Genomic DNA, 21,142 nt, shown 5'->3' on the forward strand with positions numbered 1-21,142 from the left:
CATCATTGTCGGGTGATTTGCAGCCGCGCCCGCAAGCCCCGATCTCCGGCTTCGAAACTCAGCGCGCCGCCATGTTGTTCTGCGACAGTTGCAGCGATGGTCAGACCCAGACCGAACCCGTCGGACGAGCCGATATTGGAACCCCGCCGGAACGGTGCCATCAGGTCCTCGATATCTGAGACCGACAGATCAGCACCCTTGTCTTCGACTGTAATAGTGGCCGTGCGGGCATCGGTTTCCAGTTGAACCTCGGCATGGCGACCATATTTCAGCGCGTTGTCGATCAGGTTGGTCAGAGCGCGCCTCAGTGAAATTGGCCGCCCCATTACTAGCATGCGCCGCGTTTCCGGCAACGATCCGTGCCCGCGACGGGACATGAACAGCGATGGCGCACCTTCGACCGCGACCGGATCTATTTTCCTTAGCGTTACTGGCAGGTCCATGTCCTGGTAATCGGCGACCAATGACTCGACCAAGGCGGTCAACGAAATCTGTTGCGGCTCCTCAACGCTGAGCTCTGACCTGGTATAGGTCAGAACACTTTCGATCATGCCGGTCATCTGGTCTACGTCGGCCTCAAGTTTTTCGCGTAGTTCGTCATCGGCGATCAGCGCGGCTCGTAAACGAACACGCGTCGCTGGGGTTCCGAGGTCGTGGCTGACGCCGGACAATACCGTTGCGCGCTTTTCCAACTGCATTCTTTCATCATCCAGATGCGCGTTCACAGCTGAAACGATCTCGCGCAATTCCGCCGGACCATCGGCGTCATAACTGTTCGGCCCGCCCCGGCGCTTGCGGTCACGCAGGGCGGTTGCAAAGCGGGTGAAGCTGTCCGAAACATTGCCAACCGAGGTCAGAATAACCGCCAGCGCCACAATCGCGGCCAGAATGGCAGGCAGGCGCAGATCGGCAGGTGCAGCTTTGCAGCCCCAGACATCGGTGCCGTCCACCTTCTTCCACTCACTGCGCCCGAACTGTGCGATCAGGATCGGTTCGCTGCAATAGGTGGCCAGTAGACGGGTCAGATTGCCCAGTTTCTCAGGCCCAATCTGGTCGAGGCGCGACATGATATCCGAAACCGGATAGACCAGCCGGTCGGACATCACCGCAAGTGTCAGTTCGCGTCCGGCAAGCGGAGCGGCGTTGTCGGTCAGGATCGAAAGGTTGGTGACAAAGCTACGATCCGACAGGCCCGGCAATTGCTCGAACTTTCCGGCATCTGCCAGTTTCGCCGCCTCTGGTGGCAAGGGGGTGATCGTGATCCCCGGCGGAGGCAACTGGCCCACGCGCAATTCTTCGTAAACAGCAAACCCGGCAACATAGGCTCTGGTCAGAAACTGGTCCCATGCACGGGCTGAGGCGAACCAAAGACCCGCGGACAGCAGGCCTGAGGCAAAGGCCGCTCCGGTCCAGATCCAGCCCAGGCTGCGCAGGCGCGGGGCACGCGCTGTCATGCGTCCTCTTCCATCGATACTTCGGCAGCAAAGACATAGCCGACCCCGCGTTCGGTGCGCAGCATCTGCGGGTCTTTCGGGTTGGCCTCGATCTTGGATCGCAACCGTCCGACCAGCATATCGATGGCACGGCCCTGCGCCTCGGGCTTGTCGGCACTGCCGGTGACATCCAACGCGGCGGCGATCTCATCCCGGGTCAGGGGGATATGCGGGTTGGCCAGCAAAACTTTGAGCAGCGCCGTTTCCCGTTGCGACAGTGAGACCAGATAGCCCTCGGGCGAATGCACTTCATCGCGTTTGCCGTCATAGCTCCAGCCGTTGAACTGGAAACTCTTGGTTCGGCGGCGATAGGCCAGCGAGGGCGTGCGTCGGGCGCGCTGCATCACCGCGCGAACCCGGGCCAGCAGCAGCTGAGGGTTGAAGGGCTTGGCGATATAGTCGTCGGCCCCGACCTCGTACCCAGCCATACGCTGATGATCCGCCGACAGGGCCGAGACCAGTATGATCGGCACATCCTGTTCAGCGCGCAGGCGGGCGCAGATATCGACCCCGTTCTCGTCCCCCAGCATCACGTCCAGCAGGATCAGGTCGATCCGGCCTGCCGTCAGATGAGACCGGATTTCATCTTCCGAACTGGCGGGCAACGCAATGAACCCGTTTTTGTGTAGAAACTGGGTCATCATCGACCGCATTTCGGGGTCGTCATCCACCACCAAAAGTCGCGGAATGCTCACGCAGCTTGTCCTCCCAGTTTCAGCTCCTCCGTCATCATCCATTGTAACGAACGGAAACAGATTCAATGTCAACGTAACACGCTGTAACAGAAGCGGTGAAAAATTGGGCAAGTGCAGGGTTTTGGCGCGGATTCTGCGTTGCCAGACAGTTTTCTGGCCTCACTATAGCGGGCATTGCTGCATCAGCAGTCACTATGTTCTCTAGGGAGGAGACACAACATGAAGCGTTTTGCATTTGCCACCGTTTCGACACTGGCCGTTGTGGCAGGGTCGTCGGCTGTGGCCGAACCTCAGGCTGAGGTGCTACATTGGTGGACCTCGGGCGGTGAAGCCAAATCGGTGGCCGTTCTGCAGGAAGAGTTCGCCTCGAACGGCGGTACATGGACAGATATGCCAGTCGCTGGTGGCGGCGGTGACGCCGCGATGACCGCTCTGCGTGCCCGTGTTCTGGCTGGTAACGCGCCGACTGCGGTTCAGCTGAAGGGCCCCGCCATTCAGGAATGGTACGAAGAAGGCGTTCTGGCCGATATCTCATCTGTGGCTGAGGCCGAAGGTTGGGCGGATGTGCTGCCCGCATCCATTGCAGGCCACATGATGTGCGAAGGCGCATGGTGCGCGGCACCTGTGAACGTGCACCGTGTTGACTGGATCTGGGCCAATGCCGATATTCTGGCCGCCAACGGCATCGAAATGCCGACCACGTGGGATGAGTTCAATGCCGCTGCCGTCAAACTTATGGATGCCGGTGTGATCCCGCTGGCCCATGGTGGTCAGGCCTGGCAGGACGCCACCGTTTTCGAAGCGGTTCTGCTGGGCATTGGCGGACCTGAATTCTACCAAAAGGCACTGGTTGATCTGGACCCCGAGGCGCTGACCTCGGACACGATGGTTCAGGTCTTTGATCAGATGCGGACCATGCGTGGATATGTGGACGAGAACTTCTCTGGCCGTGACTGGAACCTTGCCACGGCCATGGTGATGAATGGCGAAGCGGCGTTCCAGATCATGGGCGACTGGGCCAAGGGTGAGTTTCTGGCGGCGGGCAAGACCCCCGGCGAAGATTTCCTGTGCTCCTCGACCCCCGGTGACGGTTACCTGTACAATGTCGACAGCTTCGCCATGTTCGACGTGGATGGGGACGACAAGAAAGCCGGTCAGGACCTGCTGGCCAAGTTGATCGTCGCACCGAACTTCCAGAAAGTGTTCAACCTGAACAAAGGCTCGATCCCTGCGCGGACCGACGTAGGTCTGGAAGACTTTGACATCTGCGCCAATCTGTCGGCCGAAGACATGGGTTCGACCTCGGCGGCTGGCTCGCTGCTGCCGTCTTACGCCCACGGCATGGCCCTGCGCGGGTCGCAGTCCGGTGCGATTACGGACGTTGTGACCGCGCATTTCAACTCGGATATGTCCTCGGCTGACGCGGTTCAGCAATTGGCGGACGCAGTGGCAAACAGCTACTGATCCAACACGCTCTGCCCCCTATAGTGAGGGGCAGAGCATCTTTCCCCGGAGGAAAAAATGTCCGAATGGCTGGAAATCCACCTGCCCAAGGTGGTGCTGGCACCGTCGTTCATCGCCGTATTGATCTTTGTCTACGGATTTATCGGATGGACCGCATGGGTGTCGCTGACCCGATCGAAATTGTTGCCGAAATACGAGATCAAGGGCTTCATCCAATATGAACGCCTGTTTGATTCCCCTCGCTGGGATACGGCAATCAACAACCTGTATATTTTTGGCGCGCTGTTCATCGTGATCGCGATGGTGCTGGGCCTGTTGTTGGCGATCCTGCTGGATCAGAAAATCCGCGTCGAAGGGGCGATCCGCACGATCTATCTGTACCCGATGGCGCTGTCGATGATCGTGACCGGTACCGCTTGGAAATGGATCCTGAACCCGGGTCTGGGCATCGAATCCATGGTGCAGGGCTGGGGCTTTACGAATTTCGAATTCGACTGGCTGGTGAACCCCGATTACGCCATCTACACAATCGTGATGGCCGCGATCTGGCAAAGCTCGGGCTTCGTTATGGCGCTGTTCCTCGCGGGCTTGCGCTCGGTGGACGGTGAAATCATCAAGGCCGCGCAGGTCGATGGTATCCCCACGTGGCGCATCTATACGGCGATCATCATCCCTTCGATGGCCCCGATCTTCCTGTCTGCTTTCATCGTGCTGGCGCACCTTGCGATCAAGAGCTTTGACCTTGTCATCGCCCTGACAGGCGGTGGTCCGGGCTACGCGACCGATCTGCCCGCCACCTACATGTACGCCATGGCCTTTTCGCGCGGCGATATTGGTCAGGCGGCCTCCTCCGCGATGATCATGATGTTGGTCGTCTTTGCCATCGTGGTTCCTTATCTTTACTCAGAGCTGAGGGCGAAAAATGACTGATTTGTCGATGCCCCAATCCCAATCTCAAACCCGCACCCAAAGTGCCGCCGGAAAGATTGCCCTGCGCTGGCTGCTATACATCCTGCTCGGCCTCTTCGCGCTGTATTACCTGATGCCGCTGTTCGTGATGTTGACCACATCGCTGAAGAGCCTCGAGGAAATTCGGACTGGCAGCCTGATTTCCCTGCCACGCGAAGTCAGCTTCGATGCCTGGAAAACCGCTTGGTCCGGTGCCTGTACCGGTATCCAATGCGAAGGCCTGCGGCCTTACTTCTGGAACTCGGTCCTGATTGCGGTGCCTGCCGTGGCGATCTCGACCCTGCTGGGCGCATTGAACGGTTATGTGGTCGCGCAATGGCGGTTCAAAGGCGCGAACATCATCTTCTCGCTGATGCTGTTTGGTTGCTTCATCCCGTTTCAGGTCGTGCTGCTGCCGATGGCGCGTCTACTCGGCATGATGGGCATCGCCGGGACCATTCCGGGCCTGATCTTTGTCCACGTGATCTATGGCCTCGGCTTCACCACGCTGTTTTTCCGCAACTACTATGTCACCATTCCATCCGAGTTGACCAAAGCGGCGCGTGTGGATGGTGCCGGCTTCCTGCGGATCTTCTGGTCGATCTTCCTGCCGCTGTCGCTGCCCATCATCGTGGTGACCGTGATCTGGCAGTTCACGCAGATCTGGAATGACTTCCTGTTCGGCGTGTCGTTCAGCCAGGCGGGAACGCAGCCTGTGACCGTAGCGCTCAACAACATCGTAAACTCCACCACCGGCGTCAAAGAGTACAACGTCGACATGGCCGCCGCGATCATCGCGGGGCTGCCGACGCTGCTCGTCTATGTCGTCGCCGGTAAGTATTTCATCCGCGGCCTGACCGCTGGCTCAGTGAAGGGATAAGACCCATGGCTCCCATCCTTGATATCAACAATCTGTACAAGAATTACGGTGCGACCGAGGTTCTGAAAGAAATCAATATCTCGATCGAACCGGGCGATTTCCTGGTGCTGGTCGGCCCTTCGGGCTGCGGCAAGTCCACCCTGCTGAACTGTATCGCGGGGCTGGAGGAAATCACCGGCGGTACGCTGTCCATCGGTGGCAAGGACATGACCCATGTCAGCCCCAAGGATCGCGACATCGCAATGGTGTTCCAGTCCTACGCCCTGTACCCGACCATGTCGGTGGCGAAGAACATCACTTTCGGCATGAAAGTGCGCGGGGTCGATCAGGCAACGCAGGAGGCCAAGCTGAAAGAGGTCGCCCAACTGCTGCAGATCGAGCCGCTGTTGAACCGCCGCCCAAGTCAATTGTCGGGCGGTCAGCGTCAGCGGGTGGCGATGGGCCGGGCGCTGGTGCGCGATCCCAAGCTGTTCCTGTTTGACGAACCGCTGTCCAACCTCGACGCCAAGCTGCGGGTCGAGATGCGGACTGAAATCAAGAAACTGCACCAGACTTTGGACGCGTCCATCGTCTATGTGACCCATGACCAGATCGAAGCGATGACTTTGGCGACCAAGATCGTCGTTCTGAAAGGAGGTATCGTTCAGCAGATCGGTAGCCCTGCTGAGATCTACAACAACCCGGCCAACCTGTTTGTCGCCGATTTCATGGGCTCACCCGCGATGAACCTGATCCCCGCGCAGGCGACCAAGAACGGATCCGGCACAGAAATCGCCATCGCGCGCGAAACCGGCGAGACGCTGGTGCTGAAAGATGCCCGCGATCTGTCGCTGCCCAAGGATGTCATCCTTGGCCTACGCCCCGAAGATATCGCCGAGGCCGGCTTCCGTGCTGGTGATGGCGTGCAAGAGGCTGAGTGCCTGGTTGATATGGTCGAGCCTGCCGGGGCCGACACCTATGTGGTTTCGGAATTGGGCGGCAAACAGGTCACCGCACGGTTGCACGCTGAAACAACTGCGCAGGCGGGCAAGATGCTGAACCTGGCCTTTGACATGAGCAAAGTGTCCTATTTCGCCAAGGAAACCGGTGAGCGGTTAAACTGAACGAAAAAGCGCCGCGCGAAGCCAATCGCGCGGCGCTTTTTCAACTAATGCATCAGGTCAGTTAACCTGTTTTCAGCTCATATCCTTAATCAGACGGTTCAGGTCACCCCCACGGGCATCCAGCATGGCACCGATCTCGGTCCGTTCTGTCAGCAGCATGTTCACCCCTTCAATAAACATGTTGAAGAACTTGTCGCGGCCCGATTTGTCTGACACCAGAAATGTTACTTCAAATGGGGACGATCCCTGCAGCTTGACCGAGGTACGCACTTCGTAACCGGCTTTGATCTTGCGGGCATTGCGCACGGTGACCTGACCACCGATGAATTCACGAAAGCGGCGACCGTATTTGTTGGAAATATAGCCCTGAAACGCCCTGGTGAATTGCTTGATCTGCGAGGGGCTGGCCGAGCGACCATCGGCCCCCAGCACATAGCGCGCCATGATCGGCACATCGGCGTACTGCACAAAGATCTTTTCGAAATCGCGGATCATGGCTTTTTCGGATTTACCCGAAGCGATCACGCGGTTGATGTCATCGACAACACTGACGACCAGAGCCTTGGCGCTGGCTTCAGTCTGGGCGAAGGCGGGCAGGGTGGTCAGCGCCAAACCGGCCAAGCCGGTGGCAATAAAATCACGTCGTTTTAAAAGGTTATTCGGCATAGGGGTCCTCGTAGGGGTCTATGTAGGGGTCCCTGACTGGGTCGGTCCCGGTTTCTGCATAAGGGTCGTCATACAGGCCCAGATAGGCGTCCTCATCATCGCGTGCCAGTTCAAAGCGACGATTCTGGATGTAAATTGTTTGTGCCTGCGCGTAGCTGTCGGCGCTTTCATACAGGATCGAATCGACCGTGTCCGAGAACCGACCCCGGTCGCCCATGCGCCGCACCACCTCGGCATAAACACCGATATTGTCGATCGGGCGGGTAGGGCTGAAATTGATCGGGTTCGAGAACAAATTGACGACAACGCCGATCGCGTCCCGTTGGGTGGACGGACCATAAAACGGCAATTCGACATAGGCGCCCTCGCCAACGCCCCAAATATGCAGGGTTTCGCCGAAATCGGTGTCCACGGGCGGCAGGTTCAGTTCGGCGGCAGGGTCAGACAGGCCAAAACCACCCACCGTGGTGTTAACCACAAAGCGCAGCAACGCATTGCCGGATTGTTTGACATTGCCCTGCAACAGGTAGTCCAGCGCTTGTCCCGGCATCGTCAGGTTTTCGGCGAAATGGTTAAAGCTGGTTACTACAGGATCGGGGACGATTTTCACGTAGCCTTTCGAAGCCGGGCGGAACAGGAACCTGTCGACGCCCAGATTGAACTTGTGAATACCCCTATTGGTATTTTCGTAAGGATCGAACACTTCGTTGGGCGGAGTGCCCTCTGGCGGACGCGTGGCGCAGGCGCCAAGGGCTGCCAGCAACGGCAGAACGATCAGGTATTTCAGGCGGGGTCTGCTCAACACGGTCTTTGCCACTCCAAACCATTCGGACGTTGTTTGTCCAAACATTTAATCAATACTGCCTGTGGCCACTTGGCATGGCCCAATCCGATGTCCATAGCCGTTTCACGCTCAATATGAAACAGCTAGCGTTTAACCTGCATTTCGGTTGTAGGTAAAGTCGCACCGGTTCAACTCTTTGGAATAAGAAAAGTTACGCCCACCTTTCAGGCGCGTCCATCCCTGTTTTCGTACTTTCCGAACTGACGCTTCCCGGTTAGCTTCGCCCCGACTCAGAGATTGGGAGGAAACTTCATGAGCATTGCAGCGAAACTGGAAAGCCTAGGCGTCAGCCTATCGGACGCGCCGGCACCGGCGGCAAATTACGTGCCCTTCGTGCGGGTGGGCAACATCGTCTATGTCTCGGGTCAGATTTCCAAAGCAGATGACCTGATCACAGGCAAGTTGGGTGACGACATGGAGGTTGAGGCCGGAGCCGAAGCAGCCAAGGTCTGTGCTATTAACCTGTTGGCTCAGGTAAAGGCAGCCTGCGGCGGGGACATCGACAAGTTGGTGCGGGTGATCAAACTGACCGGCTTTGTGAACTCGACCGCTGATTTCACGGACCAGCCAAAGGTGATCAACGGCGCGTCTGATTTCCTGGTCGAGGCATTGGGCGATGCGGGTCGACATTCCCGGTCTGCCGTCAGCGCCGCGTCGCTGCCGCTGGGCGTGGCCGTCGAAATCGAAGGTATTTTCGAGGTCCAATGACACCGACTCTGCCGTCCGCGTTCCTGCAGACCCCGATCGCGCATCGGGCGCTGCACGACAAGACCGACAACCGCCCGGAAAACAGCCGGGCGGCCATTCGTGCTGCTGTCGAGGCCGGGTATGGAATCGAGATCGACCTGCAGCTGACCTTGGACAACCGGGCGATGGTGTTTCATGACTATGACATGACCCGTTTGACCGGGCAGTCCGGCCCCATTCAGCAAATCTCGGCCGCGCAGGCACAGGCGACGCAGTTGCTTCATGCTGATGACGGTATTCCAATGCTGGACGAAGTGCTCGACATGGTGGCTGGCAAAGTGCCCCTGCTGATCGAGTTCAAGGATCAGGATGGTGCGATGGGCTCCGATATCGGACTGTTGGAGGCAGATGCCGTGCGCGCATTGCAGGGCTATGACGGACCGGTGGCGCTGATGTCATTCAACCCCAACAGCGTGGCTGAGCTGGCACGGTTGGCGCCCCATCTGCCGCGTGGTTTGGTGACGTGTTCGTACCAGCCCGAGATAGAATTGTTACCGCAGGCTGTCTGCGACCACCTGCGTGACATCCCGGATTTCGACCGTGTCGGTGCCAGTTTCATCAGCCATGAGTTTGCGGACCTGAACCGTCCCCGCGTGGCCGAGCTGAAGGCGCGCGGCGTACCGATCTTGTGCTGGACCGTGCGGTCGTCCGAACAGGAGGCAGAGGCCCGCGCTGTTGCCGATAATGTGACCTTCGAAGGGTATTTGGCTCCGCACCCGGGTTGAACCCTTCCCCCACCGTCACAGATAAAGATCAGACGCGGAGGGTACATGGATCAGGCGCAAATCGAAGTACAGGTTCTGGGATCACTCTCGCAGATATCTGCCGAGGATTGGGACGCCTGCGCCTGCCCCGAAGCATCCGACGGGGGGCGTCCGCTTGATCCATTCACCACCCATCGGTTTCTGTTGGCGCTGGAAAACAGTGGCTCGGTCGGGCCGGGGACTGGCTGGCAGCCGCAATACCTGACCACTTATCTGGATGGGATGCTGATCGCGGCGGCGCCGATGTATGCCAAGTCGCACAGCCAGGGAGAATACATCTTCGACCATAACTGGGCGCACGCTTATGAGAACGCAGGCGGGCGCTACTATCCCAAACTGCAGATCGCGGTGCCCTTTACCCCTGCCACCGGGCGGCGCTTTCTGGTGCGGCCGGGATACGAGGCGCTGGGCATGTCGGCACTGGTACAGGGGGCTGTGCAGCTGGCGGCGGACAACCGGGTGTCATCGCTGCACGCCACCTTCTGCACCGAAGATGAGGCGCTGGCAGGCGAACAGATGGGCTTGATGGTGCGTCAGTCGCAGCAGTTTCACTGGCTGAATGACGAATATGCCGATTTTGAAGGGTTTCTGGCCGCGTTGTCCTCGCGCAAGCGCAAGAATATCCGCAAGGAACGTGCGCAGGCCGTTGGTTTTGGCGGCGAAATCCGCACTTTGACCGGTGATGATCTGCGCCCTGAGCATTGGGATGCGTTCTGGCGGTTCTATCAGGATACCGGCGCGCGCAAATGGGGTTCGCCTTATCTGACGCGACAATTCTTTGATATCGCACAGGAAACCATGGCCGATGACATCGCGCTGGTACTGGCGGAACGTGACGGGCATGCCATCGCCGGAGCGCTGAATTTCATCGGACGCAAAACGCTTTTTGGCCGCTATTGGGGTTGTGTCGAGCATCACGCCTGTCTGCATTTCGAATTGTGCTATTATAGGGCAATCGACTTTGCCATTGCGGAAGGTCTGGCTCGGGTTGAAGCTGGCGCGCAGGGCGAACACAAGTTGGCACGTGGTTATCTGCCGATGCGCACACACAGCTTGCACTGGGTCGCCGATCCCGGTTTTGCCGATGCGATCAAGAAATATCTGGACGCCGAGGCCCACGCAGTGGGACAAGAGATTGAGATTCTGACGGAATATGGACCGTTCAGGAAATCGAACCCGGAGGAACAGCAATGACCGAACTATTGTCGCCCGAGACCCGCGGACCGCTTTTGGACCCGCTGTTCAATAACGGCTGGACCATGGTCGAAGACCGGGATGCGATTACCAAGACCTTCATCTTCGAGGATTTCGTCCATGCATTCGGCTGGATGACCCAGGTGGCGATTTTTGCCGAGAAATGGAACCATCACCCTGAATGGACCAACGTCTATCGCACAGTCGAGGTGACGCTGGCCACCCATGATGTTGGCGGCATTTCGGCGCTGGACGCCAAGCTGGCGCGCAAGATGGACAGCCTTTGCTAGCGGTTGCCTGAGCCGACGCCACCCGCAAGCGACGCTGCGATTCCCATCTGCTCGAACTCAGAAGCGGTTACACTGCCGCTGCTGACGTCGATATTGCGTGGAATGCGGGTTGTCCGGTTGCCGACCTGACGGACACTGCGTGCGGCCGGGTTAATATCGAGGCAGCGATTGTTGTAACAGGTTAGGCCGGATGCGCTGATCTGAATACGCGGCTGTCCATCCGGCCCGGTTACCACCGGTGCCTGCGGCGCGTCGCAGGCCGCAAGCAGTGCAAGTGTTCCCAAGCCAATCCATTTATTCACGGTACGCCCCAGTTCTTAATCTAGCTGACCATTGCCATCCTGATCCGCTGCATTGAAATCGTCGTTCATTTGCGCGTCGTATTCCGCCCTTGAAATAAAGTCATCATTGTTGCGGTCAACGTTCTGGAATTGCTTTATGTCCAGAAACGGCTTGGCTTCGTCCAATCCCAGCGTACCGTTCTTGTCCTCATCCATTTCCTGAAAGGCGTAGTCGGAAAAGGCATTGAACTCATCGCGGGACAGGAACCCGTCATTATTCGTGTCGATGGCTTTTAGCTCATTCTCATGTAGTTCGGCTGTGGTTTCTGCCGAGGCCGCACCGGTCAGAACTACGGTTGCGACAATCAAAATTCCACGTGTCATCTGGACTCTCCTCAGCATGCGTATCTGTTGCCTTGAACAGCGCCGGTTGCCGCACCTGCGCCTGTCAGGATCGCTTTGCCGGACCCGCCGCCGAACTGGTTACCGATGGCGCCGCCGATCAGCGCACCGCCAAGAGTGCCGCTGAGGCAGGCAATCTCGTGCTGGCGCGCTGCTTGTTGCTGTGGGGTGGGGGCTGGACCGCAAGCAGCCAGTGCCCCCGCGGTTCCAAGCAGTAGAGTGAAAATTTTTAGTTTCATCAATGAACTCCCTGATCTTATGCCTCAACTATTGGCTGATCAGGGCGTTGCATCAAGTTAATTAGTACGCATGGTTCGGAGGTGTCCCGGCGCCACACGCAATATCAGATCGCGGCCAGCAAGCCCTTGCCCTTCGAAATTTCACACGAACCGGGGTTTTCTTCCAGATTGAGCGTAGTCACCGTTCCGTCCTCAACCAGCATCGCATAACGCTTTGATCGCCCATACAGCCCAACGGGCGGGGCGTCGAAATCCACTCCAATGGCCTTGGTGAATTCGGAAGCGGGATCAGACAGCATCGACAGGCCTGCTTTCGTCGCACCTGTAGCTTCTCCCCAAGCGTTCATTACAAACGGGTCATTTACAGAGACGCAAATGATCTCATCCACGCCCTTGGCGTCGAACTGGGGCTTAGATTGGATGAAACTTGGAACGTGTGTGTTGGTGCACGTGCCGGTAAACGCGCCAGGCACCGCAAAGATCACTACTTTGCGCCCTTTAGTCTTGTCTGAAATCCGCACCTCTTCAGGGCCTTCTGCGCCCATCTGAAACAATGTTGCATCGGGCAGTGCGTCACCTGTTGAAATCATTTTTAGGCTCCTGTCGTTTGGATTTGCAGAGTCAGTCCAAGCCGCAATATAGGTGGTCGTGTGGATCAGACCACGGTAATTCGACAGGGCGGGAGGAACATGGGCCATATTGTCGTGATTGGTGCAGGTCAGGCGGGGTCTTCGCTTGTGGCCAGACTGCGTAAAGACGGCTTTGAAGGGGACATCACCCTGATCGGGGCTGAGCCGTATTTGCCCTATCAGCGCCCGCCGCTGTCCAAAGCCTATCTGCTGGGCGAGATGGAGCTGGAACGTCTGTTCCTGCGGCCCCAGAGCTTTTATGCCGAAAACAATATCACCCTGCGTCTGGGTCAGCGCGTCACCGCGATTGACCCTCAGGCAAAGACTGTGACCGTCGGCGATGAAGTCATCGCGTATGACGAACTGGCGCTGACCATCGGGTCAGACCCGCGTTATCTGCCTGCCGCGATTGGTGGCGATCTGGAAGGCGTGCACGTGGTGCGCGATCTGGCCCATATCGACGAGATGGAACCCCGTGTGACAGACGGCGCACGCGCGCTGATTGTGGGCGGCGGCTATATCGGGCTCGAGGCCGCGGCGGTTTGTGCCAAGCGCGGCGTCAAGGTGACCTTGGTCGAGATGGCCGACCGCATCCTGCAACGTGTCGCCGCGCCCGAGACCAGTGATTTCTTCCGAGCGCTACATACGAAACACGGGGCCGATATACGCGAAGGCGTCGGTCTGGATCATCTGGTGGGCGAAAACGGCAAAGTGGTTGGCGCTGTCCTGAGCGACGGCACTGAGCTGGATGTTGATTTCGTCGTAGTTGGCGTCGGTATCGTTCCGTCGACACAACTGGCTGAAATGGCCGGGTTAGAGTTGGAGAACGGCATCAAGACCGATACCCATGGCCGAACATCTGACCCGTCGATCTGGGCAGCGGGCGATTGCGCGTCTTTCCCGTATAAAGGCAACCGAATTCGATTGGAAAGCGTCCCGAATGCGATTGATCAGGCCGAGGTTGTGGCCCAGAACATGCTGGGTGCGGCCAAGGATTATGTGGCGACGCCGTGGTTCTGGTCGGATCAGTATGATGTGAAGCTGCAAATCGCAGGGTTGAACACCGGTTATGATCGCGTTGTGACCCGGCAGGGTGAAGGCCAGACCGTATCCTTCTGGTACTACAAGGACGATCAGTTGATCGCCGTCGACGCGATGAATGATCCGCGCGCTTACATGGTGGGCAAACGTTTGATCGATGCGGGTAAAACTCCTGATCCAGCAGTGGTTTCCAATCCTGACGCGGATCTGAAGCCGCTCCTCAAAGCGTGAGGATCATCGCCGGAGAGTTCCGGGGCCGTGCCTTGGCCTCGGTCGGCAAAGGCGATGCGGGCGCACATCTGCGCCCGACCACCGACCGCGTCCGGGAAAGCCTGTTCAACGTCCTCAGCCATCAGATCGACTTTGACGGGCTGCGGGTGCTGGACCTTTTCGCAGGCACCGGCGCATTGGGGCTAGAGGCGCTGTCGCGCGGTGCGGCGCATGTGACCTTTGTGGATGACGGGCGTGTGGCGCAGCGCCTGATCCGCAAGAATATCGACCTGACCCGCAGCGCTGACCGTACCGACCTGATCCGCCGTGACGCTACGCGATTGGGTGACAATCCGGGCGCGGCTTATGACCTGATCTTTCTGGACCCGCCTTATGGCAAGGCGCTGGGTCAAAAAGCCATTGCGGCCCTGTCCGGCGGCTGGGTGACCGACGATGCCCTGATCGTCTGGGAAGAAAACGCACCGATGCCCGCGCCCGAAGGGTATGTGATGCAGGACAGTCGGAAATATGGTGACACGCATATCTCGTTGATATGGCGAAATGTTTCAGGCTGAAACCCTGCAGGCAAGGTTACGCTGACGCCCGGTTTGCACCTGCGTGTGCGGTTGGCTAGGCGCTGGCAATAAAAACGAGGGCAGACATGCACGATCTGGTCATTTTCGATTGCGACGGGGTTCTTGTGGATAGTGAGCCTCTGTCCAATCAGGTGCTGGTCGATAACCTTGGGCGTTATGGGCTGAACCTGACGCTGGAAGATAGCGTGGGTTTCTTCCTTGGCGGTACGATGGCCGGGGTTCGTGACAAGGCACGCGATCTGGGGGCGGACTTGCCGGAAAACTGGATAGATGAGGTCTATGCCGAAACTTATGACCGTCTTCGACAGGGTGTGGATCTAATGCCGGGTGTTTCCGAATTGCTGACCACGCTGGACGCCAAGGGGATCCCCTTTTGCGTCGCCTCAAACGGCAGCCCGGACAAGATGAAAATCACATTAGGTCAGAACGGGGTGTGGGAACGTTTCAGCCAGGTCGTATTTTCAGCTCATGTTCTAGGCACCGCGAAACCCGATCCAACCCTTTTTCTGACCGCGGCCGAGCGGTTCGGTGCATTGGCTCCGGTTGTGATCGAGGACAGCACCAGTGGCGTGACCGCTGCGATACGTGCGGGGATGCGCTGTTTGGCCTTTGTGCCCAATGGAGGAGGCGAAGACCTTGCCGAATTGGGGGCCGAACTCTTTACCGACATGGCTCAGGTGCCCAAGCTTTTGGGTATTTGATCAGGGCGTGCTAGTATCCGGGGCATGGATCAAGCTGTTAGGTTGCCTTTCTGGACATCTTCACGGGATAGCGACGCCGCCACCGGGCCGGGGCGCAAGCCACTGCGTGCGCCGGTGTTTATCCATGACGCGGTTACGCCATGGAGGCAGGAAACCCTATTGTTGAAGCTGATGCGCGATCAGGCTGTCGATCAGGACGAATAGGTCGGATGAAACTTGCCACCCGGCGAGAGCGTGAAGATATCGACCCCATCTGCTGTTACACCGACCGAATGTTCAAACTGCGCCGACAGCGATTTGTCGCGGGTCACGGCGGTCCAGTCATCTGCCAATGTCTTGGTCTCGGGGCGGCCCAAGTTCACCATGGGCTCGATGGTGAAGAACATTCCCTCTTCCAGCACGGCGCCGGTTCCGGGGCGGCCATAGTGCAGTACGTTCGGCGGGGCGTGGAACACACGGCCAAGGCCGTGGCCGCAGAAATCACGGACGACGCTCATCCGATGTGCTTCGACATAGGTCTGAATCGCGTGGCCGATATCGCCAAAGGTGTTGCCAGGTTTGACCATCTCGATGCCTTTGAACAGGGCGTCATGGGTCACTTGGATCAAGCGCTCGGCTTTGCGGGGCAGCTTACCGGCTACATACATACGCGACGTGTCGCCGAACCAGCCGTCCACAATGACAGTTACGTCGATATTCAGGATGTCACCATCTTTTAGCCGTTTGTCGCCGGGAATGCCGTGGCAGACCACGTGATTGACGCTGATGCAGCTGGCGTGCTGATAGCCCTTATAACCAATGGTCGCCGAGGTCGCACCCGCGTCCTCGACCATCTGGGTAATCAGCCCGTCAATCACGCCCGTGGTCTGGCCGGGAAAGACGTGCTCGGCAATGTCATCCAGAATCCGCGCCGCCAAGGCCCCTGCCGCGTGCATGCCGGCAAAGTCACCCTGTTCGTAAATGCGGATGCCATCCTTGGTCAGACGGCCACGATGTTCTTTCATCGGTGCGAGGCTCCAAAAGTTTTGCGCAGCACTTCTTTTACGCTGCTTGTGCAGAAAGTACCAGAGGGTGCGCGCTTGTACTGTCAGGCGAGCGTCTGATCATATGTAGACCCTCAGTTAAATTTCAACTAGCACATGACGAGCCTGCGCGGGCGCGTGAAACAGGGAAGGGCATGCAAATGCAAAGAAAAGCTGACCAGTTGAGGGCAGAGATCGCAAGTATCAGCGAGCTTCTCAAGGCGGGTCGGCCGGATCGCGCCTTAAAACGTGCCACCAAGGCAGCCAAAAAATGGCCCAAGGCTGCGGCTTTGCCCCGGCTTGCGGCTTTGTGTGCGGTGCAGCAGCAAAATTTCAAACAGGCCCAGATTCATTTTGAACGGGCTTGGCAGCTGGACCCAGGCAATGTTGAGCTGATTCAGAATTACGCGCTGAGTCTCGTACAGGGTGGCGACCCTGCAGCCGCATTGAAGTTCCTTGATAAAATCAACGCTCGTGGTCCTCTTAACCCGGCGCAGAAGTTCATCCGGGCCCTAGCCTTGCTGCAAGAGCAGAAGCCAGAGCAGGCGCTTGCCATCGTTGATCAGGTTTTGAAACTTGAACCCGCCAACCTGAATGCGCAGATTCTGAAAGCCGACTGTCTAAACGAGATGCATCAGTGGGACAGCGCCGTCGATGTTCTAAAGGCTACGGTCAGAAAGAACCCGAGGTTCCTTCCCGGCCTGCTTCATCTGGCCAGAGCACAAATTGGTCTGGGTCAACTGGGTGACGTTCTGAAAAACGTACGTGCAGCTTTGGCGATTGCGCCGGGTCATCCCGAAGCGCTTGAGATTATGACCGGTCTTCCCAACCTGACCTTCGAGGATATCGCGGTACTCAAACCTCAGGTGTCCGGGTCACTTGAGCGTGGCACTGCCAATCCTCAGGATGCTGTGAAACTTCAGTATGCGGCGGCAAACCTTGCGCGGCGGGACAAAAACACGCCGTTGGAAATGCAACATCTGGCCGAGGCCCATAAGCTACAGCGCGCCGGGTTTGAAGATTGGGAGACGCAAAGCGAACAGGACTGCGCCAAGCGGCTGGCTGCTCCGCTGCCTGCGGCTGAGCCCGTTCGACCAGACAGAGCCCGACCGATTTTCGTGGTCGGTCTGCCCCGTTCTGGTACAACGCTGGTTGAGCGTATTCTGGCCCGACATTCCCGTGTTCAGGGGTTGGGTGAGCTTGCAACCGTGCACCAATGGGCCAGAAAGGCCGAGGCACAATCGCCCGATTGGCGCGCGGACCACAAATTGGCGGACTTCTATCTGAAAAAGCTGCCAACTGTGCCCGAGGATGCCGTGGCCTTCGTCGACAAGGCTCCGGGCAACTACGCTTTTCTGGGGGATGTCGCGCAGGCTTTTCCCAACGCGGTGATCCTGAACGTTCTGCGTGACCCGCGCGATGTCGCTCTGTCCATGTGGCGTGCGAATTTCGGCGCTGGGGGGTTGTATTACACACATGACCTGAAATGGATGGCTGCCGAGGCCAACCGCTATCAGCGATACATGCAGCATTGGCACGCGGTTCTGCCGGGTCGGGTACATGACATTCGCTATGAGACACTGGTCAGCAACCTGCAGGACATTGTGCAGGATATTGCGGGGATTTGCGATTTGCCGTTCGAAGAAGTCATGCTGTCACCTGACAAATCCGCGAATGCGATTCGAACGGCCAGTAACCTGCAGGCCCGTAAACCAGTCAACACGGCTTCGATCGGAGGCTGGCAGGCAGCGGCGGATCAGTTGGGGCCGTTTGTTCAAAGCCTCGATGCTGATTTGTGGCCGGACCTTCGGGGTTAAGTTCAAAATCCCTGCCCGGATTCGCTAAAAAACGGTATTTCAGGTAGATTCCCTTTAGTTTGCTTCGGGCAAATTTGGAGGGGGTCATGTCCAGTAATTCTGCAAGTTTTGTTGGTGATATTCCAAGCCACTACGATCAGGGGCTGGGGCCAAATATCTTTACAGATTACGCTGAGAAGTTGGCTGACTTGTGCAGCGTCATCCCGAGTGAGCGTGTTTTGGAGCTTGCGGCCGGTACAGGAATCGTCAGTCGGAGATTGCGAGATCGGTTGCACCCAGATGCAGCTTTGGTGGTTACAGACCTGAATGCCCCCATGCTTGAAATTGCAAAGGGCAAGTTTTCCGCGGATGAAAACGTGGTGTTTTCAACTGCGGACGCTATGGAACTGCCGTTTGAGGATGACTCGTTTGATTTAATGGTCTGTCAGTTCGGAGTGATGTTCTTTCCGAACAAAACCGAATCCTACCGGGAAGCAGCGCGTGTTTTGAAGCCCGGTGGGCGTTATGTGTTTAATGTCTGGAGTCCGATGACCGAGAACCCGTTTTCTGAAACGGCACATAGGACGGTGGCCCAATTCTTTCCGGATGATCCGCCGGGGTTTTACAAGGTCCCGTTTCACTATGGTGACCCGGAGGTCGTTCGTGCTGATCTTGTGGCTGCCGGATGGAAGGATATCAGGCACGAAACCATCAAGTTGACGAAGCCGATCGTTAACATTGAGAAGTTTGCGACTGCGTTGGTTTACGGAAACCCATTGATTGATGAAATCAAGGAACGCGGCGATGTGAATCCGGATGCCGTCGTCGCCGAAATCCTGTCGGCCCTTCAAAAGCGTTTTGAAATCAGCGATCATACAATGCCTTTGTCGGCAACCGTGTTTGACTGTCGATTGTGAGGGCGACCGTCACTTCCAAGGCCTGTCTTTAGTCTCTGAAACGCGTTGTTTGAACCCAAACGCCCTCGGGCGAAATCCGCGTTCCATAGACTAACCGTTCGACCCCTTGTATCTGCGCCGCTTGGAACGCTGCGGCGTAAGCTGGGTCGATATCGACCGCCAGCGTAAACTGATCGCAATCGGTACGCTGCACCAGATACAGCATGATCGCCCGGTGGCCCTGCGCCGCCATCGCCGCCAGTTCGCCCAAATGTTTGGTGCCGCGCGCGGTGACGCTGTCGGGGAACTCGGCCAGACCTGGTTGGCGTGAGAGGGTGACACTTTTGACCTCGACATAGGCATCCGGCAAACCAGGTTGGGTCAGTAGAAAGTCAATGCGGCTGTTTTCGCCGTATTTTACCTCGGGGCGGATGGTTTCATAGGCCGCCAGTTCCGGAATTTCGCCGGCTTCCAGCGCCGCGCGCAGGGCCTTGTTCGGGACCGAGGTATCGACCCCGGTAAAATGCCCATTCTCGTGGTCAACCAACCGCCAGCCGTAATTCAGCTTTTTCTTCGGATCGTCATTGGGCTCCAGCCAGATTCTCTCACCCGGTTCGGCCAATCCCATCATCGAGCCCGGATTGGCGCAATGCGCTGTCACCTCGCGCCCGTCCTCAAGCGTGCAATCGGCCAGAAAGCGTTTGTAGCGGTGGATCAGACGGGCGGGGACAAGGGGGGTTTCAAATCGCATGTCTCAGGGCCTATACCTGCCCTAAGGGTCGATCAAGAGGGGGCGTGCGCCATGGCCAATCCAACCGCTGCAATGCTTGTAATCGGGGATGAGATCCTCTCGGGCCGGACCCGCGACGCGAATATGCATTTTCTGGCCGGTGAGCTGACCAAACACGGCATCGACCTGAAAGAGGTTCGGATTGTCAGCGATGATGCACCCGCGATCGAGGCCGCGGTCAAGGCTTTGTCGGACACCTATGACAACGTCTTCACAAGCGGTGGGATCGGACCGACCCATGACGACATCACCGCCGATTGCATCGCACGCGCCTTCACTACCCCCATCGACGTGCGCGAGGATGCGCGTGCCTTGTTGCAGGCTCGCTATGACAAGTCAGGGCAAGAGCTGAACGAGGCTCGCCTGCGTATGGCCCGCATCCCGGACGGTGCGACGCTGATCGATAATCCGGTTTCCACCGCGCCGGGCTTCACTATTCAAAACGTGCATGTGATGGCCGGGGTGCCCTCGGTCTTTCAGGCCATGGTGGCCAGTGTACTGCCCGGCTTGACCGGTGGCAGCCCGTTGCTGTCGCAGACATTGCGTGTCGATCGGGGCGAGGGTGATATCGCCGGCCCCCTGTCAGCGCTGGCCAAGGATTTTTCGGACTTGTCCATCGGCAGCTACCCGTTTCAGGTCAACGGTGCTTTTGGGTCGAATGTAGTGATCCGCGGAACTGATGGCGCCCGCATCGACGCCGCCGTCACTCGATTGGCAAAAGAGCTGGGTCTGTGAACATCAGCTGGCCGGAAATCGTGGACGGCACCTGGCCTGCCGCAGGGTACGATCGGCTGGGGCCGTTTCAGTTGCGGAAGGGGCGGGGCGGTGGCTCGCGGGTGTCCGCTGCCAGCGCGCTGGGTGCGGTGACAGACGAGGATATCGATGCCGCCGAGGCCGAGATGCTGGCCATGGGGCAAAAGCGTATCTTCTGCCTGCGTCCGGGAGACGAGGTGCTTGATGAGCAACTGGCCGCGCGCGGCTATGAGGTTCTGGACCCGGTCAACATCTATGCCTGCCCGGTCGATCACCTGACGGATCTGCCGATCCCGCGAGTCACCGTATTCACAACGTGGGAGCCGTTGGCCATCATGCGTGAGATTTGGGCCCAGGGCGGCATTGGGCCTGAGAGGGTTGCGGTGATGCAGCGCGCCAAAGGTCCGAAAATCGGCTTGCTTTTGCGCGGCAATGATCAGCCCGCTGGCGCCGGTTTTGTCGCGGTGCAGGACAGGGTGGCTATGGTCCACGCGCTTGAGATTTTGCCTAACCACCGCCGTCAGGGGATGGGAAAATGGGCAATGCGCGCCGCCGCGTTCTGGGCGCGGAAAAACGGTGCAGGAACGCTTAGCGTGATTTGTACCAAGGCGAATGAGGGGGCCAACGGGCTTTATCGCACCCTTGGGATGGAGATTGTCGGCGAATACCACTACCGTCAGCTTGTCTAAGGAGAGAAC

26 protein-coding genes are annotated in these 21,142 nt (G+C 58.1%); 16 read left to right on the forward strand and 10 right to left on the reverse strand.

Annotated features, from left to right (window positions below):
- Positions 1-2 precede the first annotated feature (2 nt).
- On the reverse strand, positions 3-1,454 hold the full coding sequence (locus ACR0D7_RS10975; RefSeq protein ID WP_480679048.1) for a sensor histidine kinase: 1,452 nt from the start codon (positions 1,452-1,454) through the stop codon (positions 3-5).
- Positions 1,451-2,188 carry a response regulator transcription factor gene (locus tag ACR0D7_RS10980; RefSeq protein ID WP_480679049.1) on the reverse strand — a complete coding sequence of 246 codons (738 nt, stop codon included), beginning with the start codon at positions 2,186-2,188 and terminating at the stop codon, positions 1,451-1,453. The genes ACR0D7_RS10975 and ACR0D7_RS10980 overlap by 4 nt, the downstream gene beginning before the upstream one ends.
- A 219-nt stretch (positions 2,189-2,407) precedes the next feature.
- On the opposite strand from ACR0D7_RS10980, the gene ACR0D7_RS10985 reads away from it, so the two are divergent.
- The 4 genes from ACR0D7_RS10985 to ACR0D7_RS11000 are packed head-to-tail and all read left to right on the forward strand — an operon-like array spanning position 2,408 to position 6,583.
- Positions 2,408-3,652 carry an ABC transporter substrate-binding protein gene (locus tag ACR0D7_RS10985; RefSeq protein WP_480679050.1) on the forward strand — a complete coding sequence of 415 codons (1,245 nt, stop codon included), beginning with the start codon at positions 2,408-2,410 and terminating at the stop codon, positions 3,650-3,652.
- A gap of 57 nt (positions 3,653-3,709) precedes the next feature.
- The gene (locus ACR0D7_RS10990) at positions 3,710-4,582 is read left to right on the forward strand and encodes a carbohydrate ABC transporter permease (protein ID WP_480679051.1); all 873 of its coding nucleotides are present in this window, start codon (positions 3,710-3,712) and stop codon (positions 4,580-4,582) included.
- Positions 4,575-5,480, forward strand: coding sequence for a carbohydrate ABC transporter permease (locus ACR0D7_RS10995; protein WP_480679052.1), 906 nt, complete (start codon positions 4,575-4,577; stop codon positions 5,478-5,480). Before ACR0D7_RS10990 ends, ACR0D7_RS10995 begins: the two co-directional genes overlap by 8 nt.
- A 5-nt stretch (positions 5,481-5,485) precedes the next feature.
- Positions 5,486-6,583 (forward strand): ABC transporter ATP-binding protein, encoded by a 1,098-nt coding sequence (locus ACR0D7_RS11000; protein WP_480679053.1) that lies wholly within the window; start codon positions 5,486-5,488, stop codon positions 6,581-6,583.
- Positions 6,584-6,655: 72 nt separating this feature from the next.
- On the opposite strand, the gene ACR0D7_RS11005 is transcribed toward ACR0D7_RS11000, so the two are convergent.
- Both ACR0D7_RS11005 and ACR0D7_RS11010 read right to left on the reverse strand, forming a co-directional pair.
- Positions 6,656-7,249: an MlaC/ttg2D family ABC transporter substrate-binding protein gene (locus ACR0D7_RS11005; protein WP_480679054.1), complete on the reverse strand. Its 594-nt coding sequence runs from the start codon at positions 7,247-7,249 to the stop codon at positions 6,656-6,658.
- The gene (locus tag ACR0D7_RS11010) at positions 7,239-8,054 is read right to left on the reverse strand and encodes an MlaA family lipoprotein (RefSeq protein WP_480679055.1); all 816 of its coding nucleotides are present in this window, start codon (positions 8,052-8,054) and stop codon (positions 7,239-7,241) included. Before ACR0D7_RS11010 ends, ACR0D7_RS11005 begins: the two co-directional genes overlap by 11 nt.
- A 291-nt stretch (positions 8,055-8,345) precedes the next feature.
- On the opposite strand from ACR0D7_RS11010, the gene ACR0D7_RS11015 reads away from it, so the two are divergent.
- Genes ACR0D7_RS11015 through ACR0D7_RS11030 form a run of 4 tightly spaced genes read left to right on the forward strand, consistent with a single transcriptional unit; the run spans position 8,346 to position 11,088 of the window.
- On the forward strand, positions 8,346-8,801 hold the full coding sequence (locus tag ACR0D7_RS11015) for a RidA family protein (protein WP_170571473.1): 456 nt from the start codon (positions 8,346-8,348) through the stop codon (positions 8,799-8,801).
- The gene (locus ACR0D7_RS11020; protein ID WP_480679056.1) at positions 8,798-9,565 is read left to right on the forward strand and encodes a glycerophosphodiester phosphodiesterase family protein; all 768 of its coding nucleotides are present in this window, start codon (positions 8,798-8,800) and stop codon (positions 9,563-9,565) included. The genes ACR0D7_RS11015 and ACR0D7_RS11020 overlap by 4 nt, the downstream gene beginning before the upstream one ends.
- 45 nt (positions 9,566-9,610) lie before the next feature.
- On the forward strand, positions 9,611-10,798 hold the full coding sequence (locus tag ACR0D7_RS11025; RefSeq protein WP_480679057.1) for a GNAT family N-acetyltransferase: 1,188 nt from the start codon (positions 9,611-9,613) through the stop codon (positions 10,796-10,798).
- The gene (locus ACR0D7_RS11030) at positions 10,795-11,088 is read left to right on the forward strand and encodes a 4a-hydroxytetrahydrobiopterin dehydratase (RefSeq protein WP_480679058.1); all 294 of its coding nucleotides are present in this window, start codon (positions 10,795-10,797) and stop codon (positions 11,086-11,088) included. Before ACR0D7_RS11025 ends, ACR0D7_RS11030 begins: the two co-directional genes overlap by 4 nt.
- Here ACR0D7_RS11030 and ACR0D7_RS11035 read toward each other — a convergent pair.
- From ACR0D7_RS11035 to ACR0D7_RS11050, 4 genes are all read right to left on the reverse strand, one after another.
- Positions 11,085-11,390, reverse strand: coding sequence for a hypothetical protein (locus ACR0D7_RS11035; RefSeq protein ID WP_480679059.1), 306 nt, complete (start codon positions 11,388-11,390; stop codon positions 11,085-11,087). The two genes, ACR0D7_RS11030 and ACR0D7_RS11035, sit on opposite strands and share 4 nt — an antisense overlap.
- A 15-nt stretch (positions 11,391-11,405) precedes the next feature.
- Positions 11,406-11,753: an EF-hand domain-containing protein gene (locus ACR0D7_RS11040; protein WP_480679060.1), complete on the reverse strand. Its 348-nt coding sequence runs from the start codon at positions 11,751-11,753 to the stop codon at positions 11,406-11,408.
- 11 nt (positions 11,754-11,764) lie between these two features.
- A complete protein-coding gene (locus ACR0D7_RS11045; protein ID WP_170382088.1) occupies positions 11,765-12,010 on the reverse strand; it encodes a glycine zipper 2TM domain-containing protein in 246 nt (81 codons plus the stop codon).
- A 104-nt stretch (positions 12,011-12,114) separates the two neighbouring features.
- Positions 12,115-12,600 (reverse strand): redoxin family protein, encoded by a 486-nt coding sequence (locus ACR0D7_RS11050; RefSeq protein WP_480679061.1) that lies wholly within the window; start codon positions 12,598-12,600, stop codon positions 12,115-12,117.
- Between the two features lie 99 nt (positions 12,601-12,699).
- Here ACR0D7_RS11050 and ACR0D7_RS11055 point away from each other — a divergent pair, with 99 nt between their 5' ends.
- From ACR0D7_RS11055 to ACR0D7_RS11070, 4 genes are all read left to right on the forward strand, one after another.
- Positions 12,700-13,911: an NAD(P)/FAD-dependent oxidoreductase gene (locus tag ACR0D7_RS11055; protein ID WP_480679062.1), complete on the forward strand. Its 1,212-nt coding sequence runs from the start codon at positions 12,700-12,702 to the stop codon at positions 13,909-13,911.
- Complete coding sequence (gene rsmD, locus ACR0D7_RS11060) at positions 13,908-14,465, forward strand: 16S rRNA (guanine(966)-N(2))-methyltransferase RsmD (RefSeq protein ID WP_480679063.1); 558 nt, start codon at positions 13,908-13,910, stop codon at positions 14,463-14,465. The genes ACR0D7_RS11055 and rsmD overlap by 4 nt, the downstream gene beginning before the upstream one ends.
- A gap of 86 nt (positions 14,466-14,551) precedes the next feature.
- The gene (locus ACR0D7_RS11065) at positions 14,552-15,187 is read left to right on the forward strand and encodes an HAD family hydrolase (RefSeq protein WP_480679064.1); all 636 of its coding nucleotides are present in this window, start codon (positions 14,552-14,554) and stop codon (positions 15,185-15,187) included.
- 24 nt (positions 15,188-15,211) lie between these two features.
- Entirely contained in the window at positions 15,212-15,391 is a 180-nt protein-coding gene (locus ACR0D7_RS11070; protein WP_170571503.1) for a hypothetical protein, read from the forward strand.
- Here the strand turns inward: ACR0D7_RS11070 and map are convergent.
- The gene (map, locus tag ACR0D7_RS11075) at positions 15,379-16,191 is read right to left on the reverse strand and encodes a type I methionyl aminopeptidase (RefSeq protein WP_170571505.1); all 813 of its coding nucleotides are present in this window, start codon (positions 16,189-16,191) and stop codon (positions 15,379-15,381) included. The two genes, ACR0D7_RS11070 and map, sit on opposite strands and share 13 nt — an antisense overlap.
- A gap of 179 nt (positions 16,192-16,370) precedes the next feature.
- Here map and ACR0D7_RS11080 point away from each other — a divergent pair, with 179 nt between their 5' ends.
- Both ACR0D7_RS11080 and ACR0D7_RS11085 read left to right on the forward strand, forming a co-directional pair.
- A complete protein-coding gene (locus ACR0D7_RS11080) occupies positions 16,371-18,026 on the forward strand; it encodes a tetratricopeptide repeat-containing sulfotransferase family protein (protein WP_480679065.1) in 1,656 nt (551 codons plus the stop codon).
- A gap of 86 nt (positions 18,027-18,112) precedes the next feature.
- The gene (locus tag ACR0D7_RS11085; RefSeq protein WP_480679066.1) at positions 18,113-18,922 is read left to right on the forward strand and encodes a class I SAM-dependent methyltransferase; all 810 of its coding nucleotides are present in this window, start codon (positions 18,113-18,115) and stop codon (positions 18,920-18,922) included.
- Positions 18,923-18,950: 28 nt separating this feature from the next.
- Here the strand turns inward: ACR0D7_RS11085 and sfsA are convergent, their stop codons facing one another.
- Complete coding sequence (gene sfsA / locus ACR0D7_RS11090; protein WP_480679067.1) at positions 18,951-19,652, reverse strand: DNA/RNA nuclease SfsA; 702 nt, start codon at positions 19,650-19,652, stop codon at positions 18,951-18,953.
- 51 nt (positions 19,653-19,703) lie between these two features.
- Here sfsA and ACR0D7_RS11095 point away from each other — a divergent pair, with 51 nt between their 5' ends.
- Both ACR0D7_RS11095 and ACR0D7_RS11100 read left to right on the forward strand, forming a co-directional pair.
- Positions 19,704-20,426 (forward strand): competence/damage-inducible protein A, encoded by a 723-nt coding sequence (locus ACR0D7_RS11095; protein WP_480679068.1) that lies wholly within the window; start codon positions 19,704-19,706, stop codon positions 20,424-20,426.
- Positions 20,423-21,133, forward strand: a complete 711-nt coding sequence (locus ACR0D7_RS11100; protein WP_480679069.1) for a GNAT family N-acetyltransferase — start codon at positions 20,423-20,425, stop codon at positions 21,131-21,133. Before ACR0D7_RS11095 ends, ACR0D7_RS11100 begins: the two co-directional genes overlap by 4 nt.
- Positions 21,134-21,142: the final 9 nt, after the last annotated feature.

Source organism: Ruegeria sp. BB7 (genome assembly GCF_056539365.1).

What these genes read in the sequence shown, in the direction of transcription:
- ACR0D7_RS10975 (WP_480679048.1), bottom strand. Translation starts at nt 1,454, where the DNA reads ATGACAGCGCGTGCCCCGCGCCTGCGCAGCCTGGGCTGGATCTGGACC.
- ACR0D7_RS10985 (WP_480679050.1), top strand. Translation starts at nt 2,408, where the DNA reads ATGAAGCGTTTTGCATTTGCCACCGTTTCGACACTGGCCGTTGTGGCA.
- ACR0D7_RS10990 (WP_480679051.1), top strand. Translation starts at nt 3,710, where the DNA reads ATGTCCGAATGGCTGGAAATCCACCTGCCCAAGGTGGTGCTGGCACCG.
- ACR0D7_RS10995 (WP_480679052.1), top strand. Translation starts at nt 4,575, where the DNA reads ATGACTGATTTGTCGATGCCCCAATCCCAATCTCAAACCCGCACCCAA.
- ACR0D7_RS11000 (WP_480679053.1), top strand. Translation starts at nt 5,486, where the DNA reads ATGGCTCCCATCCTTGATATCAACAATCTGTACAAGAATTACGGTGCG.
- ACR0D7_RS11005 (WP_480679054.1), bottom strand. Translation starts at nt 7,249, where the DNA reads ATGCCGAATAACCTTTTAAAACGACGTGATTTTATTGCCACCGGCTTG.
- ACR0D7_RS11015 (WP_170571473.1), top strand. Translation starts at nt 8,346, where the DNA reads ATGAGCATTGCAGCGAAACTGGAAAGCCTAGGCGTCAGCCTATCGGAC.
- ACR0D7_RS11020 (WP_480679056.1), top strand. Translation starts at nt 8,798, where the DNA reads ATGACACCGACTCTGCCGTCCGCGTTCCTGCAGACCCCGATCGCGCAT.
- ACR0D7_RS11025 (WP_480679057.1), top strand. Translation starts at nt 9,611, where the DNA reads ATGGATCAGGCGCAAATCGAAGTACAGGTTCTGGGATCACTCTCGCAG.
- ACR0D7_RS11030 (WP_480679058.1), top strand. Translation starts at nt 10,795, where the DNA reads ATGACCGAACTATTGTCGCCCGAGACCCGCGGACCGCTTTTGGACCCG.
- ACR0D7_RS11040 (WP_480679060.1), bottom strand. Translation starts at nt 11,753, where the DNA reads ATGACACGTGGAATTTTGATTGTCGCAACCGTAGTTCTGACCGGTGCG.
- ACR0D7_RS11045 (WP_170382088.1), bottom strand. Translation starts at nt 12,010, where the DNA reads ATGAAACTAAAAATTTTCACTCTACTGCTTGGAACCGCGGGGGCACTG.
- ACR0D7_RS11050 (WP_480679061.1), bottom strand. Translation starts at nt 12,600, where the DNA reads ATGATTTCAACAGGTGACGCACTGCCCGATGCAACATTGTTTCAGATG.
- ACR0D7_RS11055 (WP_480679062.1), top strand. Translation starts at nt 12,700, where the DNA reads ATGGGCCATATTGTCGTGATTGGTGCAGGTCAGGCGGGGTCTTCGCTT.
- ACR0D7_RS11065 (WP_480679064.1), top strand. Translation starts at nt 14,552, where the DNA reads ATGCACGATCTGGTCATTTTCGATTGCGACGGGGTTCTTGTGGATAGT.
- ACR0D7_RS11070 (WP_170571503.1), top strand. Translation starts at nt 15,212, where the DNA reads ATGGATCAAGCTGTTAGGTTGCCTTTCTGGACATCTTCACGGGATAGC.
- map (WP_170571505.1), bottom strand. Translation starts at nt 16,191, where the DNA reads ATGAAAGAACATCGTGGCCGTCTGACCAAGGATGGCATCCGCATTTAC.
- ACR0D7_RS11080 (WP_480679065.1), top strand. Translation starts at nt 16,371, where the DNA reads ATGCAAAGAAAAGCTGACCAGTTGAGGGCAGAGATCGCAAGTATCAGC.
- ACR0D7_RS11085 (WP_480679066.1), top strand. Translation starts at nt 18,113, where the DNA reads ATGTCCAGTAATTCTGCAAGTTTTGTTGGTGATATTCCAAGCCACTAC.
- sfsA (WP_480679067.1), bottom strand. Translation starts at nt 19,652, where the DNA reads ATGCGATTTGAAACCCCCCTTGTCCCCGCCCGTCTGATCCACCGCTAC.
- ACR0D7_RS11095 (WP_480679068.1), top strand. Translation starts at nt 19,704, where the DNA reads ATGGCCAATCCAACCGCTGCAATGCTTGTAATCGGGGATGAGATCCTC.